This window comes from Microbacterium sp., from assembly GCF_044340635.1.
Taxonomy (GTDB): Bacteria; Actinomycetota; Actinomycetes; order Actinomycetales; family Microbacteriaceae; genus Microbacterium.
The window spans coordinates 15,514-30,493 of the sequence record NZ_JBIITF010000021.1 but is presented as its reverse complement, the minus strand read 5'-3'; the positions used below and the strand labels follow the sequence as shown (position 1 = coordinate 30,493).

The window sequence follows — 14,980 nt, the reverse complement described above, 5'->3', positions numbered from 1 at the left end:
CAGGATAGGAAACAAGACAAATGGCTAGAGTCAAGCGGGCAGTAAACGCCCACAAGAAGCGTCGCGTCATCCTCGAGCGCGCCTCCGGTTACCGCGGACAGCGTTCGCGCCTGTACCGCAAGGCCAAGGAGCAGGTCACCCACTCCCTGGTCTACGCATACCGTGACCGTCGCAAGCGTAAGGGCGACTTCCGTCGCCTGTGGATCCAGCGCATCAACGCCGCGTCCCGCCAGAACGGCCTGACGTACAACCGTTTCATCCAGGGCCTCGGCCTCGCGGGTGTTCAGGTCGACCGTCGTATGCTCGCCGAGCTCGCGGTGAACGAGCCGGCCACGTTCGCGTCGCTCGTCGCCACGGCGAAGGCTGCCCTGCCTGCCGACACGTCGGCGCCGAAGGCGTCCGCGTAAGCAGCTGTTCGTTCGAAGGCCCCGCTCTCTTCGTAGAGCGGGGCCTTCGGCATTCACGGGCGCTGAGCGTTCACAATTCAGGAGATCCGGCCGCGTCCCGCTGCCTGGAGCCGAGATTCACGCGGGTGAGTGCCGGTGGCGTATGCGTCGGGACTGAATCGTGAACGCCTGACGGCTGCCACTGGGCGAAACTTCTCTCGCTCGGGCCGACCCTCCTCCCCTCGCTGCCCGGGTTCACGGGCACTACACCTGCTCGCCCTAGACTGTGGACGTGCTCGAGAACCCGCGCTCGCCGCGCGTGCGCGCCGTCGCAAAGCTGACCAAACGAAGCGCCCGTCACGAGACCGGGCTGTTTCTGCTCGAGGGACCCCAAGCCGTCCGCGAGGCTCTGGTGTACCGGCCCGGAGCGATCGTCGAGTTCTTCGCCACCCCCACGGCGATCGAGCGGCATGGAGAACTGCGTGAGCTCGCCTCCGGTGCAGCCGTCGAGATCGAGTACACGACCGAGGCCGTCCTCGACGCGATGGCCGACACCGTCACCCCGCAGGGGGTCGTCGCGGTGGCCCGTCAGTTCCCGGTTTCGGTCCGCGAGATTTTCGCGTCATCCCCGCGCCTGATCGCCGTGTGCGAAGAGGTCCGAGACCCGGGCAACCTCGGCACGATCATTCGAGCTGCGGACGCCGCGGGTGCTGATGCCGTCGTTCTGACAGGACGCACCGTCGATCCCTACAACCCCAAGGTCGTGCGCGCGACGACCGGGTCTCTCTTCCACCTTCCGATCGCACTGACAACCGACCTGTCGGAGGCACTCGACCTGGCACGCGGTGCGGACCTGCGGATCATCGCCGCCGATGTGAAGGGCGACGATCTGCTCGCCGCGCGCGACCGGGGCCTCCTCGCCGAACCGACCGCATGGCTCTTCGGGAATGAAGCGCGCGGCCTTGAGGATTCGGCACTCAGGCTCGCGGATATGGCTCTGCGGTTGCCTATTTACGGCCGCGCGGAATCGCTGAATCTCGCAACGGCGGCGAGCGTATGCCTCTATGAGAGTGCGTTCGCCCAGCGTTCCTCCGATCCGCGCTCAGGCACGTTGCCGCCTGTTACGGTCCGGTAAAGGTCGTGTCACCGGCACGTCGGTTCTTCTGACCCGTGCGTAGGGTGAGCTTCATGGTCAGCCAGAGCGACGCAAAGCCGAAGACGTCGAATATCTCCGCACGGCGGGGTGAGCCGCTCGTCGTCATTGAGCACGTCGACAAGCACTACGGCGAACTGCATGTCCTCCGCGATATCACGACCGTCGTCAACAGAGGCGAGGTCGTCGTCGTGATCGGCCCCTCGGGCAGCGGAAAGTCGACGCTCTGCCGCGCGATCAATCGCCTTGAGACGATCGACTCAGGTGTCATCACGATCGACGGCGCGAAGCTGCCGGAGGAAGGCGCAGGCCTGGCGAAGCTCCGAGCGGACGTCGGCATGGTGTTCCAGTCGTTCAATCTCTTCGCTCACAAGACTGTCCTCGAGAACGTCACGCTCGGGCCCATCAGGGTTCGCGGGATGAAGAAGAAGGCGGCCGACGAGATGGCGATGAAGCTGCTCGATCGTGTCGGTGTGGCGAACCAGGCATCGAAGATGCCGAATCAACTTTCCGGCGGGCAGCAGCAGCGCGTCGCTATCGCGCGCTCGCTGGCCATGAACCCGAAGGTCATCCTGATGGACGAGCCAACCAGCGCGCTCGACCCCGAGATGATCAACGAAGTGCTCGACGTGATGATCGGCTTGGCGGCTGACGGCATGACCATGATCGTTGTGACGCACGAGATGGGATTCGCCCGAAAAGCTGCCGACCGCGTGCTCTTCATGGCCGATGGCGCCATCGTCGAAGAGGCCACGCCCGAGAAGTTCTTCACGAACCCCCAGAGCGAGCGTGCGCAGGACTTCCTCTCCAAGATCCTGGAGCACTGAGAGCGCACGCATGAAACTTGGCCGCCACCGCGGCCGGGGCCCTACACAACAGGTCGCCACCCCGCGACCCCCACAGCAAAGGACAGGTAGGACATGAAACGTTCACGACTTTCCCTCATCGGCCTCGCGGCCGTCGGAGCGCTCGCGCTCTCGGCGTGCGCGGGCGGCAGCGGCGGCGAGACCTCGGTCGAGCCCGAGGAATCGCCCACGTTCGAAGCGGGCACGACGATGGCCGCACTCGCCGAGGCGGGCACCATCACGATCGGTACGAAATTCGACCAGCCCCTCTTCGGCCTCATGGGGCCGACGAACGAGCCGGAAGGATTCGACGTCGAGATCGGCAAGATCATCGCCGCCGAGCTCGGCATCGCCGCAGAGGACATCGAGTGGAAGGAAGCGGTTTCTGCAAACCGCGAGCCCTTCATCGAAAACGGTGAAGTCGACCTCGTGATCGCCACGTACACGATCAACGACACCCGCAAGGAGGTCGTCTCGTTCGCGGGCCCCTACTACATGGCCGGCCAATCGATCCTGACCCTGGCCGACAACGAGGACATCGAGAGCGAAGACGACCTCGTCGGGCAGCCCGTCTGCTCCGTGACAGGCTCGACCCCCGCCGCGAACCTGGAGGCGCTCGGCGCCGAGGTGCTGCTCACCGACACCTACTCGAACTGCCTCGAGCCGCTCCGTAGCGGTGCCGTCGTGGCCGTGTCCACGGACAACGTGATCCTCGCGGGGCTCGCCGCGCAGAACGAGGGCGAGTTCAAGGTCGTCGGCGAGCCGTTCACGGACGAGCCGTACGGCATCGGCCTGGCGCTGGATGACACCGACTTCCGCATGTGGATCAACGACGTCCTCGAAGAGGCCTACGAGGATGGCCGCTACCAGGACGCCTGGGACGCCACGGCTGGAACGATTCTGCCGTTCGTCGACCCGCCCGCGGTCGACCGCTACTGATCGATCGGATGTCCCGGGCGGCGAGCATTTTGCGCCCGGGGCATCCGTCCCCCTGAAAGGAATGGAGATCGCGTGGAGCAACTCGCCTCGCTCATGCCGGTGTTCTGGGAAGGCTTCCGGGTCACCCTGCTGCTCCTCGCCGTCTCCGGCGTTCTGGCCCTCGTCATCGGCACCGTCATAGCGGCGATGCGCATCTCGCCGGTCGGTTCCTTGCGGGTCTTCGGGGCGGTCTGGACGGAGATCGCGCGCAACACCCCGCTGACCCTCGTCTTCTTCTTCTTCGCTTTCATCGTGCCGTTCCTCGGGGTCCGGCTTCCCTACGTGGTGCTGGCGATCTTCGCCCTCACGTACTACACATCGCCCTTCGTCGCCGAGGCGTTGCGCTCGGGAATTAACGGAGTGCCGGTCGGCCAGGCCGAAGCGGCACGCAGTATCGGTCTGGGCTTCGGTCAGACCGTCACGCTGGTCGTTCTTCCGCAGGCGTTCCGGATGACGATCCCGCCGCTCATCAATGTTTTCATCGCCCTCACCAAGAACACCTCGGTGGCGGGCGGATTCTTCGTGGCCGAACTCTTCGCATCCACGCGCGAGCTGGCCAACGCGAACGGAAACATCGTCATTGCGATCCTCCTCATCACCGCGGCGCTCTACCTGGTCGTGACGGTCCCGTTGGGCCTCTTCGCCGGCCAACTCGAGAAGAGAGTGGTGGTGGGCCGATGAGTGCTCCGAGCGTTCTCTTCGACGCCCCCGGTCCCCGTGCGCGTCGGACATCCCGCATCGCGTCCGTCATCGGCCTGATCGTCGTCGCCGGGCTCCTGGCCTGGGGCGGAATCATCCTGGCGCTGCCGCGCGAATCCGGCGGCGTGACTGTACCCGGGATGTTCGCACCGACGCGCTGGGACATCTTCACCGACCCGGTCGTCTGGGGCTTCATCGGTCAGGGCGTCCTCGCTACTCTGCGAGCCGCGGGCGTCGCAGCCGTGGGCGCGATGGTCCTCGGCATCGTGCTCTCGCTCATGCGCAGTTCGACCATTGCGTGGGTACGCGTCCCCACCGCCGTGTTCATCGAGTTCTTCCGCGGCATGCCCGTGCTGCTGATGATGCTGTTCATCCTGCTGGTGGCCTCGACGGGTGCCTTCTGGGCGGTCGTCATCGCGCTGGTCCTCTACAACGGGACGCTCATCGGCGAGGCGTTGCGGGCGGGTCTCGTCGCGCTGCCGCGGGGCCAACGTGAGGCTGCGCTCTCGGTCGGTATGCGCGAATTCCAGTCGAAGATGCTCGTGGAGTTTCCGCAGGCGTTCCGGCAGATGCTGCCGATCATCGTCGCGCAGCTCGTGGTGCTGCTGAAGGACACCTCGCTCGGCTACATCGTGGGCTACAACGAGCTGATCCGAACCACGATGAACCAGCTGGCGAGCTTCTACGGCAATCGCTACTTGTTCTCGCTCTTCGCCGTCACGCTCGCGATTTACCTCGCGATCAACCTCACCCTCTCCTGGTTCGCACGATGGCTGTCGCGCCGCACCGCGAGCGGGGGCACGCGCGGCAAGAAGAGCGGCGGCGGTAAGCCGACCGATCCGGATCAGGCGATCCTGATGGCGCAGGCTTCGGGAACCGCGCGGACCGCCACGGGCGTATAGCGGCAGGCCCGGGCATCCGGCCCCGGTAGACTCGCCTCTCGTGTCTGACACTCCTGAGATCACGCCCGAGGCGGTCGAATCCGCGGCATCGGCGGCGCTCGCAGCCGTCGCCGCCGCGACGAACACCGCAGAGCTGAAGGCCGCCCGTGCGGCGCATGCGGGGGAGGGTTCGCCCCTCGCCCAGCTGAACGCTCGCATGCGCGATGTGCCGAAGGACCAGAAGGCCGAGTTCGGCAAGCTCATGGGTCAGGCCCGTGGACGTGTCGCGCAGACGCTCGCCGCGCGCGAGGCGGAGCTGGTCGAGGCCGAGACGGCCGCCCGGCTCGAGGCGGAGCGGATCGACATCACCGCGGTGGCGTCCCGCACGCGCGTGGGCGCGAGGCATCCGCTCACCCTGCTGCAGGACCAGGTCAGCGACATCTTCGTCGGCATGGGGTGGGAGATCGCCGAGGGTCCCGAGCTCGAGCACGAGTGGTTCAACTTCGATGCGCTCAACTTCGACGTCGATCACCCGGCGCGCCAGATGCAGGACACGTTCTTCGTCGACCCGGTCGACCGCCACCTCGTGATGCGCACGCACACGAGCCCCGTGCAGGTGCGCTCGATGCTCGAGCGCGACATCCCGATCTACGTGCTGTGCCCGGGGCGGGTGTACCGCACCGACGAGTTCGACTCCACGCACCTGCCGGTCTTCACGCAGTTCGAGGGGCTCGTGATCGACAAGGGCATCACGATGGCGCACCTCAAGGGCACGCTCGACCACGCCGCGCGCGTGCTGTTCGGGCCCGAAGCGAAGACGCGCTTCCGCGCCAACTACTTCCCGTTCACCGAGCCCTCGGCCGAGCTCGACCTCTGGCACCCGACCTTCAAGGGCGGCGCGCGCTGGATCGAGTGGGGCGGCTGCGGCATGGTCAACCCCAACGTGCTGCGCGCCGCGGGCATCGACCCCGAGGTGTACTCGGGCTTCGCGTTCGGGATGGGCATCGAGCGGACGCTGATGTTCAGAAGCGACGTGCAGGACATGCGCGACATGGCCGAGGGTGATGTCCGCTTCAGCGAGCAGTTCGGGATGGTGGTCTGATGCGCGTTCCGCTGTCGTGGTTGCGTGAGTACGTCGACGTGCCGACGGATGCTTCGCCGGAAGACGTGCTCGAAGCCCTCGTGCGTGTCGGGTTCGAGGAAGAGGACGTGCACCGCTTCGACGTGACGGGTCCCGTCGTCGTCGGCGAGGTGCTCTCGTTCGAGGCCGAACCTCAGTCGAACGGCAAGACGATCCGCTGGTGCCAGGTTCGGGTTGCGCCGGAGGGTTCGACGGCCGCGGACGGCCCTTCGACAGGCTCAGGGACCGACGCCGCCGCAAGCGGCGGCGCAGTTCGAGGAATCGTCTGCGGCGCCGGCAACTTCTTCGCCGGCGACAAGGTCGTCGTGACGCTGCCCGGTGCCGTGCTGCCCGGACCGTTCCCGATCGCGGCGCGCAAGACGTACGGCCACGTGTCGGACGGCATGATCGCCTCCGCTCGCGAACTGGGCTTGGGAGACGAGCACGCGGGCATCCTGCGGCTCGCCGAACTCGGCATCGACGCACCCGTCGGCACCGACGCGATCGCTCTGCTCGGGCTCGACGATGTCGCGGTCGAGATCAACGTCACCCCCGACCGCGGCTACGCTCTGTCGATCCGGGGTGTGGCGCGCGAGTACTCGCACTCGACGGGCGGCGCGTTCCGCGACCCCGGCCTGCGCCCCGCGGACGAGGTGGAGCCGGGCGAGGGCTTCCCCGTCGCGGTGGCCGACGAGGCCCCGATCCGCGGCCGCGTCGGCGCCTCGGAGTTCGTCGTGCGCGTCGTGCGCGGGGTGGATGCCTCGGCCCCGACACCGCCGTGGATGATCGCGCGGCTGACCCTTGCGGGCATCCGGTCCCTCGGCATCCTGATCGACATCACCAACTATGTGATGCTCGAGCTCGGCAACCCGATCCACGGCTACGACCTCGATGCGCTCTCGGGCGGCATCACCGTGCGCCGTGCGCACGCGGGCGAGCACCTCACGACGCTCGATGGCAAGGACCGCACGCTCGATGCGGAAGACCTGCTGATCACGGATGACTCGGGACCCATCGGTCTGGCGGGCGTCATGGGTGGCGGGCCGACCGAGATGAGCGACGAGACCCGCAATGTCCTGGTCGAGGCCGCGATCTTCGACACCGTCTCGATCGCGCGTACGGCACGTCGGCACAAGCTGCCGTCCGAGGCATCCCGTCGCTTCGAGCGCGGCGTCGACCCGCTGATCCCGTTCGTGGCGGCCCAGCGCGTCGTCGACCTGATGGTCGAGCTCGCGGGTGGGACGGCCGATCCCGTCGGGGGAGCGCTGTTCACCGAGTTCGCGCGCACCGCGATTGCGCTGCCCGCGGGCTTCGTATCCGGCGTCATCGGGGTCGACTACGAGCCCGCGCGGGTGCGCGGCGCGCTCGAAATGATCGGATGCTCCGTCGCCGACAGCGCGAACGGTTATGACGTGACCCCGCCGTCGTGGCGGCCCGACCTGACCGACAAGTGGACGCTCGCCGAAGAGGTTGCCCGCATCGAGGGCTACGACCAGATCCCGTCCGTGCTGCCGACCCCGCCGTCGGGCCGCGGGCTGACCGAGGCTCAGCAGGGCCGTCGTCGTGTCGCGAACGCGCTCGCCGCGGCGGGCTTCGTCGAAACCCCGTCGTTCCCGTTCACCACGGAAGCCCTGAACGACCTGCACGGGTCGGCTTCGGGTGAGCACCTGCCGAGCATCAAGCTCGCGAACCCGCTCGACGGGCAGTCGCCGTTCCTGCGGCGCTCGCTCGTGCCCGCGCTGCTGCAGGCGGCGCACCGCAACCTCTCGCGCGGCCTCACGGACCTGGCGATCTTCGAGACGGGCAGCGTGTTCGTGCCCGAGCCCGGGGTCGAGTACGGCACGTCGTTCGTGCCGCCGCTCGCCGAGCGTCCGAGCGACGACGTGCTGGCCGAGCTGAACGCGTCGATCCCGCCCCAGCCCCGGCACGTCGCGGTTCTGCTGACCGGCAACTTGGCGCCCAAGCAACCGGGACGTGCGGCCGAGCCGGCCGACCTCGGTGCGGCGCTCGATGCCGTGCGCGTCGTCGCGGCAGCCGCGGGAGTCTCGATCGACGTGGCGCAGGGTGCTCGCGCGGCGCTGCACCCGGGCCGGACCGGTGTGCTGTCGGTAGGCGGACCCGATGACACGCGTGTCGAGGTCGGCTACGTGGGCGAGCTGCTGCCGGCGGTGGCCGAGGCATCCGATCTTCCCGGTCGTGTGATCGTCGCCGAGCTGAACCTCGACCTGCTGCTCTCGCTCGTGTCGTCGCGTGTCGTCGCGGCGTCGCTGTCGGGCTTCCCCGCCGCGACGCAGGATGTCTCGCTCGTCGTCCCGGCGGACGTGCCCGCCGGGGAGGTGCGTGCCGCGCTGGCACAGGGCGCCGGGGAGCTGCTCGAGTCGGTGCGGCTGGTCGACGACTACCGCGGCACGGGTGTGCCCGAGGGATCGAAGAGCCTCACGTTCGCGCTGCGCTTCCGCGCCCCGGACCGCACGCTGACCGCGGCGGAGGCGTCCGACGCGAAGCTCGCGGGTGTCGTCGTGGCCGCCGAGCGCTTCGGCGCCAGCATCCGCGACTGACTCGACGCGGTCGGCTTCGCGCCCGCCCGGTCGCACCCTCGGCGGGTGGCTGACGCCGAAACACCCCTCCCGCGACGAAACACCCCGTGTCGAGGGGTGTTTCGTCGCGTAAAGGGTGTTTCGTCGGTGAAAGCGGGCGGACGGATGCCTCGGGCACGTGTGCATGGGCGCGGCCCGGCGCGACAGGGCGGGAGTCGGCGAGGGCTCAGCGCGCGGGCCAGTGCCACGCCGGCACGTCGAGCACGCCCTGGCCCTTGATGCGTGTGCCGTAGCCCGTCGACTCGAGCCGCACGACCTCGGCGCCCGCGTCCGCGAGGGTGGTGGCGAGCCGCTCGGCGTGGGTGACCACGATGATCTGGCTCTCGCCCGCCGCGGCGTTGATGAGTGCCCCGAGGGGGCCGAGTAGCTCGGGATGAAGGCTCGACTCGGGCTCGTTCAGCACGAGCAGGGGAGCGGGCCGCGCGGGCAACAGCGCGGCACACAGCAGCAGGTAGCGCAGAGTGCCGTCCGACAGCTCGGTCGTCTCGAGCGGCCGCAACAGGCCGGGTTGATGCATCAGCAGGCGAAAGAGGCCACCGGATGCCGCGACCTCCACACGCCCGCCGGGAAACGCACGAGCCACCTCGCGCGTGAGGGCGTCGCCGTGTCCGGCATCTTGGATCGTCGCCCACACCGCGGCAAGGTTCTCGCCACCGTGCGCAAGCGTCTGCGTTCGTGTGCCGACCCGCGGATGCCGCGCCGGGGCGTCCCGGTCCGTCCGGAAGTGGTCGTAGAACCGCCAGGCGCGCAGCATACGCCGCACCGAAAGCGTCTCGGGCGCGGCGTCGCCATCGCCGAGATCGGTGAGGATGCTTTCGAAGGGCGCGAGGCGCTGATCGGCATCGATCCATCCGTCGCGGCGCACGCGCACGGCGGCGCGGGTGCGGTCGACGAGGGTCGTGGCCGGTCGCGCCACGGTGCCCGCGAAGATCTGCTCCCTCTTGATCTCGGCGTCGCGGGCAAAAATGTTCAGCTTCTCGGTCTGGGGCAGTCCGTAGTCGACGAGGTAGCCCAGGTCGTCCGTCGCCACGCCCAGCCGGAGCGAGATGGGTCCGCGCCGCACCGTTCCCTGTGCGCCCGCGCCCGCGGGGGTTTCGGGGCCCGCCCACAGGGCGGAGTCCAGCCCGCCTTCCTCGGCGATCGCGCCGATGGCGTCGCCGGATGCGCCCGCGGCGAGCAGCCGTAGGGCCCGGTACAGGCTCGATTTGCCGGTGCCGTTGGCCCCCGTCACCACGGTCAGGCGCCCGAGGGGCAACACCAAGTCGACGAGCGAGCGGTATCCGGCGACGGCCACGGTCTGGATCATGCCAACCAGCCTGGCCGGAGCATCCGACACTCGATCATCTCGTCGGCAGCTCGCCGAGAACAGGAGATCCGGCCGAGACAGGACGATGTGCTCCGGAGCACCCTGTTCCCGCACGATCTCCTGTTTTCGGAGAGGGCGCCCGACCCGCCGCGCGCGGGGGTGTCTCATCGGCACCCTGCTGTTCTGCCAGAGTAGTTCCGATGGGGTCGTGGGGGGTCGGGCGTAGCCCGGGATGAGGAGTCGTCGGAGATGTCCTCCGTTCTCTATCGAATCGGTCGGTTCTGCGCCCGCAGGCGGTGGTGGGTGCTGGCCGCATGGCTCGTTCTGGCCGTCGGCGGTGGCGCCACGGCTACCGCGCTCGGCAACCACCTGCAGTCCTCGTTCGACATCCCCGGCACCCAGGCTCAGGCCGCGCTCGACACCCTGGAGCAGCGGTTTCCGCAGCTGAGCGGCGCGAGCGGGCGGGTCGTGCTCGTCGCCCCCGAGGGATCTTCGATCGCCGACGACGCGGACGCCATCGGCTCGGTCTGCGAGAGCCTCGCGGTTGTCACGGGCGTGACGAATGTCGGATGCCCGTACTCGATGTCCGCGAGCGGGTCCTCGCCCGCGGGCACCGGCGTGGCCGATCAGGTGTCGTCCGACGGCCGGATGGCGTTCATCGCCGTGCAGCTCTCGGACGCCGCCGACGCCATTCCGGCCAGCCTGGTCACGGCGGTCGAGGACGCAACGGCGCCCCTGACCGAGGCGGGACTCCGGGTGGCGGTTTCGGGGATCGTGCCGACTGCCGCATCCGGCGTGGACTGGACCGAATTGGTCGGGATGGCTGTGGCGTTCGTCGTGCTGGCCGTGACCTTCGGTTCGCTGCTGGCCGCCGGGATGCCGCTCATCACCGCCGCGATCGGCGTCGGCGTGGCGACGAGCTCGATCACGATCGTCGCCGCCTTCGCGCCCGTGCAGGCCACCGCTCCCGTGCTCGCCACGATGCTCGGGTTGGCGGTGGGCATCGACTACGCGCTTCTCATCACGTCCCGACATCGCGACAACCTCCGCCAGGGCATGCCGGTCGCCGAGTCCGTCGCGGTGGCGATCGCGACGGCGGGAACGGCGGTCGTGTTCGCGGGCCTGACCGTCATGATCGCTCTGCTGGGGCTCGGTGTCGCCGGAATCCCGTTCCTCACGGTCATGGGCCTCGGCGCGGCGGCGGCCGTGCTGTGCGCGCTGGCGGTCGCCATCACACTCCTTCCCGCCCTCCTGACCGTGTGCGGTCGGCGACTCATCCCCAAGCCCCGGCGCGAGCGCGCTGAGCGCGCGGCCAAGACGCGGCGGGCACCGAAGGCGGCTCGCGCATCGAGCGCGCCCACGCAGGGCCCCGCGTGGGCGCGGATCGCGACGCGTGCGCCGCTCGCCACCGCGGCGATCGTCGTCGTCGTGCTTCTGGCTCTGGCCGTGCCGGCCGCGGGGATGCGTCTGACGCTTCCGGATGCCGGATACGACCCGGCGGGCTCGCCGCCGCGCATCGCCTACGACCTGCTGGACGAGGGGTTCGGTCCGGGATTCAACGGTCCGCTCCTCATCACGGCCGACATCTCCCGCACGCTCGACGTCGAGCAGGCCCTCGACGCCCTGGACGGGGAGTTCGCGTCGGTCGAAGGCGTCGCCACGACCTCGCAGGCATTCCCCAACGAGGCGCTCGACCTCGCGGTGCTCACGATCACCCCCACGAGTGCGCCCAGTTCGGCCGAGACGGGTGACCTCGTGCAGCGGCTGCGCGACCTGGCCCCGGCCTTCGAGTCCGCGCACGGGTTCGGGTTCCAGGTCACGGGCCAGACGGCGCTCGCCATCGACATCTCCGACCGGCTGGGGGCGGCGCTCCTGCCGTTCGCCCTCGTCGTCGTCGGGCTGTGCCTGCTGCTGCTCATGATCATGTTCCGCTCGATCGCGGTTCCCGTGACCGCGACGTTCGGCTACCTGCTGACGGTGGGTGCCGCGCTCGGCGTGTCGACGGCCGTTTTCGAGTGGGGGTGGGCGGCCGACCTCCTGGGCGTCGGGAAGGTGGGCCCCGTGATCAGCTTCATGCCGATCCTCGTGATGGCCGTGCTGTTCGGCCTGGCGATGGACTACCACGTCTTCCTCGTCTCGCGGATGCGCGAGCGCTACGTCGCGACGGGGGATGCCCAGGCATCCGTGATTCAGGGGTTCTCCGCCTCCGCGCGTGTGGTGACGGCCGCGGCCCTCATCATGTTCTCGGTCTTCTTCTCGTTCGTTCCCGGGGGCAACGCGATCATTCAGCCGATCGCCCTCGCGCTGGCAGTGGGTGTGCTGATCGACGCGTTCGTCGTCCGGATGACCCTGGTGCCGGCCCTCATGGCGCTGCTCGGCGACCGCGCGTGGTGGCTGCCGCGCGGGCTCGCACGCGTGCTGCCCGATGCCGACATCGAGGGCGAAGCGGTGCAGCGGATGCTCGCGCAGCGCAGTTGGCGCGATGGTGACGACGAGCGCCGTGAGGGTCTGCACGCGCAGGATGCCTCGTTCGGCGGCCTCGACCCCGTGTCCTTCGCCGTGCCCGAGCGTGCGGTGCTGCTGGTGCGGGGCGAGAACGCGGATCGGGTGTGCGCGGTGCTTGCTGGGCGGTCCGGCGACGTCGAAGGATCGGTGGCCGTGCAGGGCCGTCTGCTGCCGTTCGAGAGACATGCGCTGGCAGCGCGGAGTGCCCACGTCGAGACGTCGTCCCCGGCCGTGGACGCCGAGTCCGTCGGCGACTACCTCAGCGGGATGCTGCGGCTGAACGGCGTCGCGCGTCGGGAGCTGCGCGAGCGGACACATGACGCGGCGCGCACCTTCGATGCCCTCATCGATGTCGTCGGTGCGCCCGTGGGCGTCGAGACGGGACCGGAGACCCTCGTCGCGCGGCTCGACGACGCCGGCCGGTGGGCACTCGCCGTAGCCGTGGCGCTGTCGTCCGGTCTGCCGCTTGTCGTGATCGACCTGCGTGGACGGTCCCCGCGGGTCGCCGCGACCGTGCTCGGCCGCCTCGACGCGCAGGCGACGGCCGTGCTCGCCGTCGATGACGAGTTCGTCCCGGTCACCGACCGTAGCGTCGTTTCCGTGCGGGCCGCCGCCGGCGCACTCGAGAGGAGCAGCTCGTGAACAGGTTCTGGAGTCTCGTGCCCGCTCCGGCGGGATCACGCCGACGCGCGACGGCGGTCATCCTGCTCGCGGTGGTCGCCCCGCTGATCATCCTGCTGACGATGCTGCCGCAGCGCAGCGAAGAGACGCTGTCTGCCGCGATCGTCAATCTCGATACTCCGATCGAGCAGGCAGGTGAACCCGTGGCGGCGGGCAAGCTGCTCACCGAGAACCTGCTCACGAGTCAGGACGGGCTGACGTGGACGCTGACCGACCCGACCACGGCCCAGGCGGGGCTCACCGACGGCAGCTTCCAGGCGATCGTGACGATCCCCGCGGACTTCTCCCAGAACGTCGCCACGATCGGTTCGGATGCCCCGACCGCGGCGCAGCTGCAGGTGGAGACCAGCACGCGCCACGGCTATGTGGAGGGCGCTGTCGCCGCAGCGGTCGCGGCCGGGCTGCCCCGCGGGGTCGCGGCGGAGCTGACCTCGGGTTATGTCGCGGGCACGCTGAGCGCATTCGCGGAACTGTCGGAATCCCTCGGGGAGGCGGCATCCGGTGCGAAAGAACTGACGTCGGGCATCGAGGGTGCGGGCGAGGGTGCCGGCGGAATCGAGGCGGGGAGCGCCGACCTGGCGGTGGGCATCGGTGAGATCGCGCAGATTCTCGGCGCGCTGCCGCAGGGGGCACGCGACCTGGGTGCGCTCAGCGGGGCGGCATCGGCGAACACCGCCGCGCTCGCGGGTTCCCTGGCGGCGGAGGCGCTCGTCGCGGAAGAGCTCGCTCTCGCGCAGGATGTCGGCGTGCTCGAGCTCGACGCGATCGCGGCGCTCATCGCGCTCGACCCCACGCGGCCGGCGGGGGATCTCCTCGCCGATGTCACGGCCCTGCGAGCGCAAGCCGCGGGGGTCGCCGCGCGACTGCAGACGCACGCCGGCGCCCTGGCGGGGGACTCCGCCGACGCGGCAGCGGTTGCGATCGGCGCCGGGCTCGTCGCCGACGTCGCGGGCCCGGTCGCGGACGGGCTCGGGCAACTGGCCCAGGCGGAAGCCGACGCAGCCGAGGGAGCGCGTGCGTTGGCCGTCGGGGCCGGTGAGCTGCGCGCGGGTCTCGGCGAGCTGGCGTCCGGCTCGGGGTCTCTCGCCTCGGGGCTCGACACGGCCGCGGCGGACATCCCCGCGTACTCCGCGGATCAACAGAAGACGATCGCGGGCGTCGTCGCCGACCCCATCGGCGTCGACACGGCTTCGGTCGGCGGACCTGCGAGCGCCCGCGCGGCGGCTGTGGCGGCGCTCGTGCCCGTCGCGCTGTGGTTGGGTGCGCTGGCGACCGCGCTCGTGGTCGCTCCGTTCTCGCGCGCCGCGCTCAGCAGCCCCGCCTCCGCCCGCCGCATCGCGGGGCACGCGGGGTTCGTCGGTGTCGTGGTCGGCGTCGTCCAAGCACTCCTGGTGTGGATCGGCGTGGCGGTGCTGGGCGTCGCGCCCGATCGCATGGCCGTCGCCTTCGCGCTCACGGTCGTGATGGCGGTGTGCTTCGCCCTCGTCCACCAGGCGCTCTGCGGCCTGCTCGGCCGGGCGGGTCTCGTCGTCTCGGTCGTCGCGCTCGGAGTGCAGGTCGTCGCGGCGGGGATCGCCGGGCCGGTGCCCGCCGATTCGATCGCCGCGGGGCCGCTGGGGCTGCTGCCGCTCAGCCTCGGGCTGCAGGGGACGCAGGCTCTCCTCGGGGGCTCGTTGCATGCCGTGCTGCAGGCGGCGATCGGCCTGCTGCTCTGGGCGGGTGTTGCGGCCCTCGGCGCTGTCGTGGCGGTCGCGCGGGCACGCGCATCCGTCGTTCCGTCGAAGGCTTAGGGGCGCGGGCTGTCGGGAGGCTTTCACGGCGGGCCGCCG

11 protein-coding genes are annotated in these 14,980 nt (G+C 69.7%); 10 read left to right on the top strand and 1 reads right to left on the bottom strand.

All coding sequences use genetic code 11. The annotated features are described in order from the left end of the window. Positions 1 to 20: 20 nt before the first annotated feature. The 8 genes from rplT (at position 21) to pheT (ending at position 8,620) form a co-directional block, all read left to right on the top strand. Positions 21 to 407, top strand: a complete 387-nt coding sequence (gene rplT / locus ACIQ0W_RS14785) for a 50S ribosomal protein L20 (RefSeq protein WP_036301883.1) — start codon at positions 21 to 23, stop codon at positions 405 to 407. A gap of 271 nt (positions 408 to 678) precedes the next feature. Continuing rightward, positions 679 to 1,521 (top strand): TrmH family RNA methyltransferase, encoded by an 843-nt coding sequence (locus ACIQ0W_RS14780; RefSeq protein WP_396643448.1) that lies wholly within the window; start codon positions 679 to 681, stop codon positions 1,519 to 1,521. Between the two features lie 53 nt (positions 1,522 to 1,574). After that, on the top strand, positions 1,575 to 2,366 hold the full coding sequence (locus ACIQ0W_RS14775) for an amino acid ABC transporter ATP-binding protein (protein ID WP_396643447.1): 792 nt from the start codon (positions 1,575 to 1,577) through the stop codon (positions 2,364 to 2,366). A gap of 93 nt (positions 2,367 to 2,459) precedes the next feature. Next, positions 2,460 to 3,323 carry a transporter substrate-binding domain-containing protein gene (locus ACIQ0W_RS14770; protein ID WP_396643446.1) on the top strand — a complete coding sequence of 288 codons (864 nt, stop codon included), beginning with the start codon at positions 2,460 to 2,462 and terminating at the stop codon, positions 3,321 to 3,323. A gap of 72 nt (positions 3,324 to 3,395) precedes the next feature. Beyond that, positions 3,396 to 4,043 (top strand): amino acid ABC transporter permease, encoded by a 648-nt coding sequence (locus ACIQ0W_RS14765; RefSeq protein WP_396643445.1) that lies wholly within the window; start codon positions 3,396 to 3,398, stop codon positions 4,041 to 4,043. After that, positions 4,040 to 4,963, top strand: coding sequence for an amino acid ABC transporter permease (locus ACIQ0W_RS14760; protein WP_396643444.1), 924 nt, complete (start codon positions 4,040 to 4,042; stop codon positions 4,961 to 4,963). The genes ACIQ0W_RS14765 and ACIQ0W_RS14760 overlap by 4 nt, the downstream gene beginning before the upstream one ends. 40 nt (positions 4,964 to 5,003) lie before the next feature. Continuing rightward, positions 5,004 to 6,044 (top strand): phenylalanine--tRNA ligase subunit alpha, encoded by a 1,041-nt coding sequence (pheS, locus tag ACIQ0W_RS14755; RefSeq protein ID WP_396643443.1) that lies wholly within the window; start codon positions 5,004 to 5,006, stop codon positions 6,042 to 6,044. Then, positions 6,044 to 8,620, top strand: coding sequence for a phenylalanine--tRNA ligase subunit beta (pheT, locus tag ACIQ0W_RS14750; RefSeq protein ID WP_396643442.1), 2,577 nt, complete (start codon positions 6,044 to 6,046; stop codon positions 8,618 to 8,620). The genes pheS and pheT overlap by 1 nt, the downstream gene beginning before the upstream one ends. Positions 8,621 to 8,825: 205 nt before the next feature. On the opposite strand, the gene ACIQ0W_RS14745 is transcribed toward pheT, so the two are convergent. Next, entirely contained in the window at positions 8,826 to 9,965 is a 1,140-nt protein-coding gene (locus tag ACIQ0W_RS14745) for an AAA family ATPase (protein WP_396643441.1), read from the bottom strand. A 249-nt stretch (positions 9,966 to 10,214) separates the two neighbouring features. On the opposite strand from ACIQ0W_RS14745, the gene ACIQ0W_RS14740 reads away from it, so the two are divergent. Further along, positions 10,215 to 13,112: an MMPL family transporter gene (locus ACIQ0W_RS14740; RefSeq protein WP_396643440.1), complete on the top strand. Its 2,898-nt coding sequence runs from the start codon at positions 10,215 to 10,217 to the stop codon at positions 13,110 to 13,112. Next, positions 13,109 to 14,941, top strand: coding sequence for a YhgE/Pip domain-containing protein (locus tag ACIQ0W_RS14735; RefSeq protein WP_396643439.1), 1,833 nt, complete (start codon positions 13,109 to 13,111; stop codon positions 14,939 to 14,941). Before ACIQ0W_RS14740 ends, ACIQ0W_RS14735 begins: the two co-directional genes overlap by 4 nt. Positions 14,942 to 14,980: the final 39 nt, after the last annotated feature.

Excerpts from the sequence above, each read along its gene's own strand:
- ACIQ0W_RS14775 (WP_396643447.1), top strand. The coding sequence starts at position 1,575 with ATGGTCAGCCAGAGCGACGCAAAGCCGAAGACGTCGAATATCTCCGCA.
- ACIQ0W_RS14740 (WP_396643440.1), top strand. The coding sequence starts at position 10,215 with ATGTCCTCCGTTCTCTATCGAATCGGTCGGTTCTGCGCCCGCAGGCGG.
- ACIQ0W_RS14770 (WP_396643446.1), top strand. The coding sequence starts at position 2,460 with ATGAAACGTTCACGACTTTCCCTCATCGGCCTCGCGGCCGTCGGAGCG.
- ACIQ0W_RS14745 (WP_396643441.1), bottom strand. The coding sequence starts at position 9,965 with ATGATCCAGACCGTGGCCGTCGCCGGATACCGCTCGCTCGTCGACTTG.
- rplT (WP_036301883.1), top strand. The coding sequence starts at position 21 with ATGGCTAGAGTCAAGCGGGCAGTAAACGCCCACAAGAAGCGTCGCGTC.
- ACIQ0W_RS14760 (WP_396643444.1), top strand. The coding sequence starts at position 4,040 with ATGAGTGCTCCGAGCGTTCTCTTCGACGCCCCCGGTCCCCGTGCGCGT.
- pheT (WP_396643442.1), top strand. The coding sequence starts at position 6,044 with ATGCGCGTTCCGCTGTCGTGGTTGCGTGAGTACGTCGACGTGCCGACG.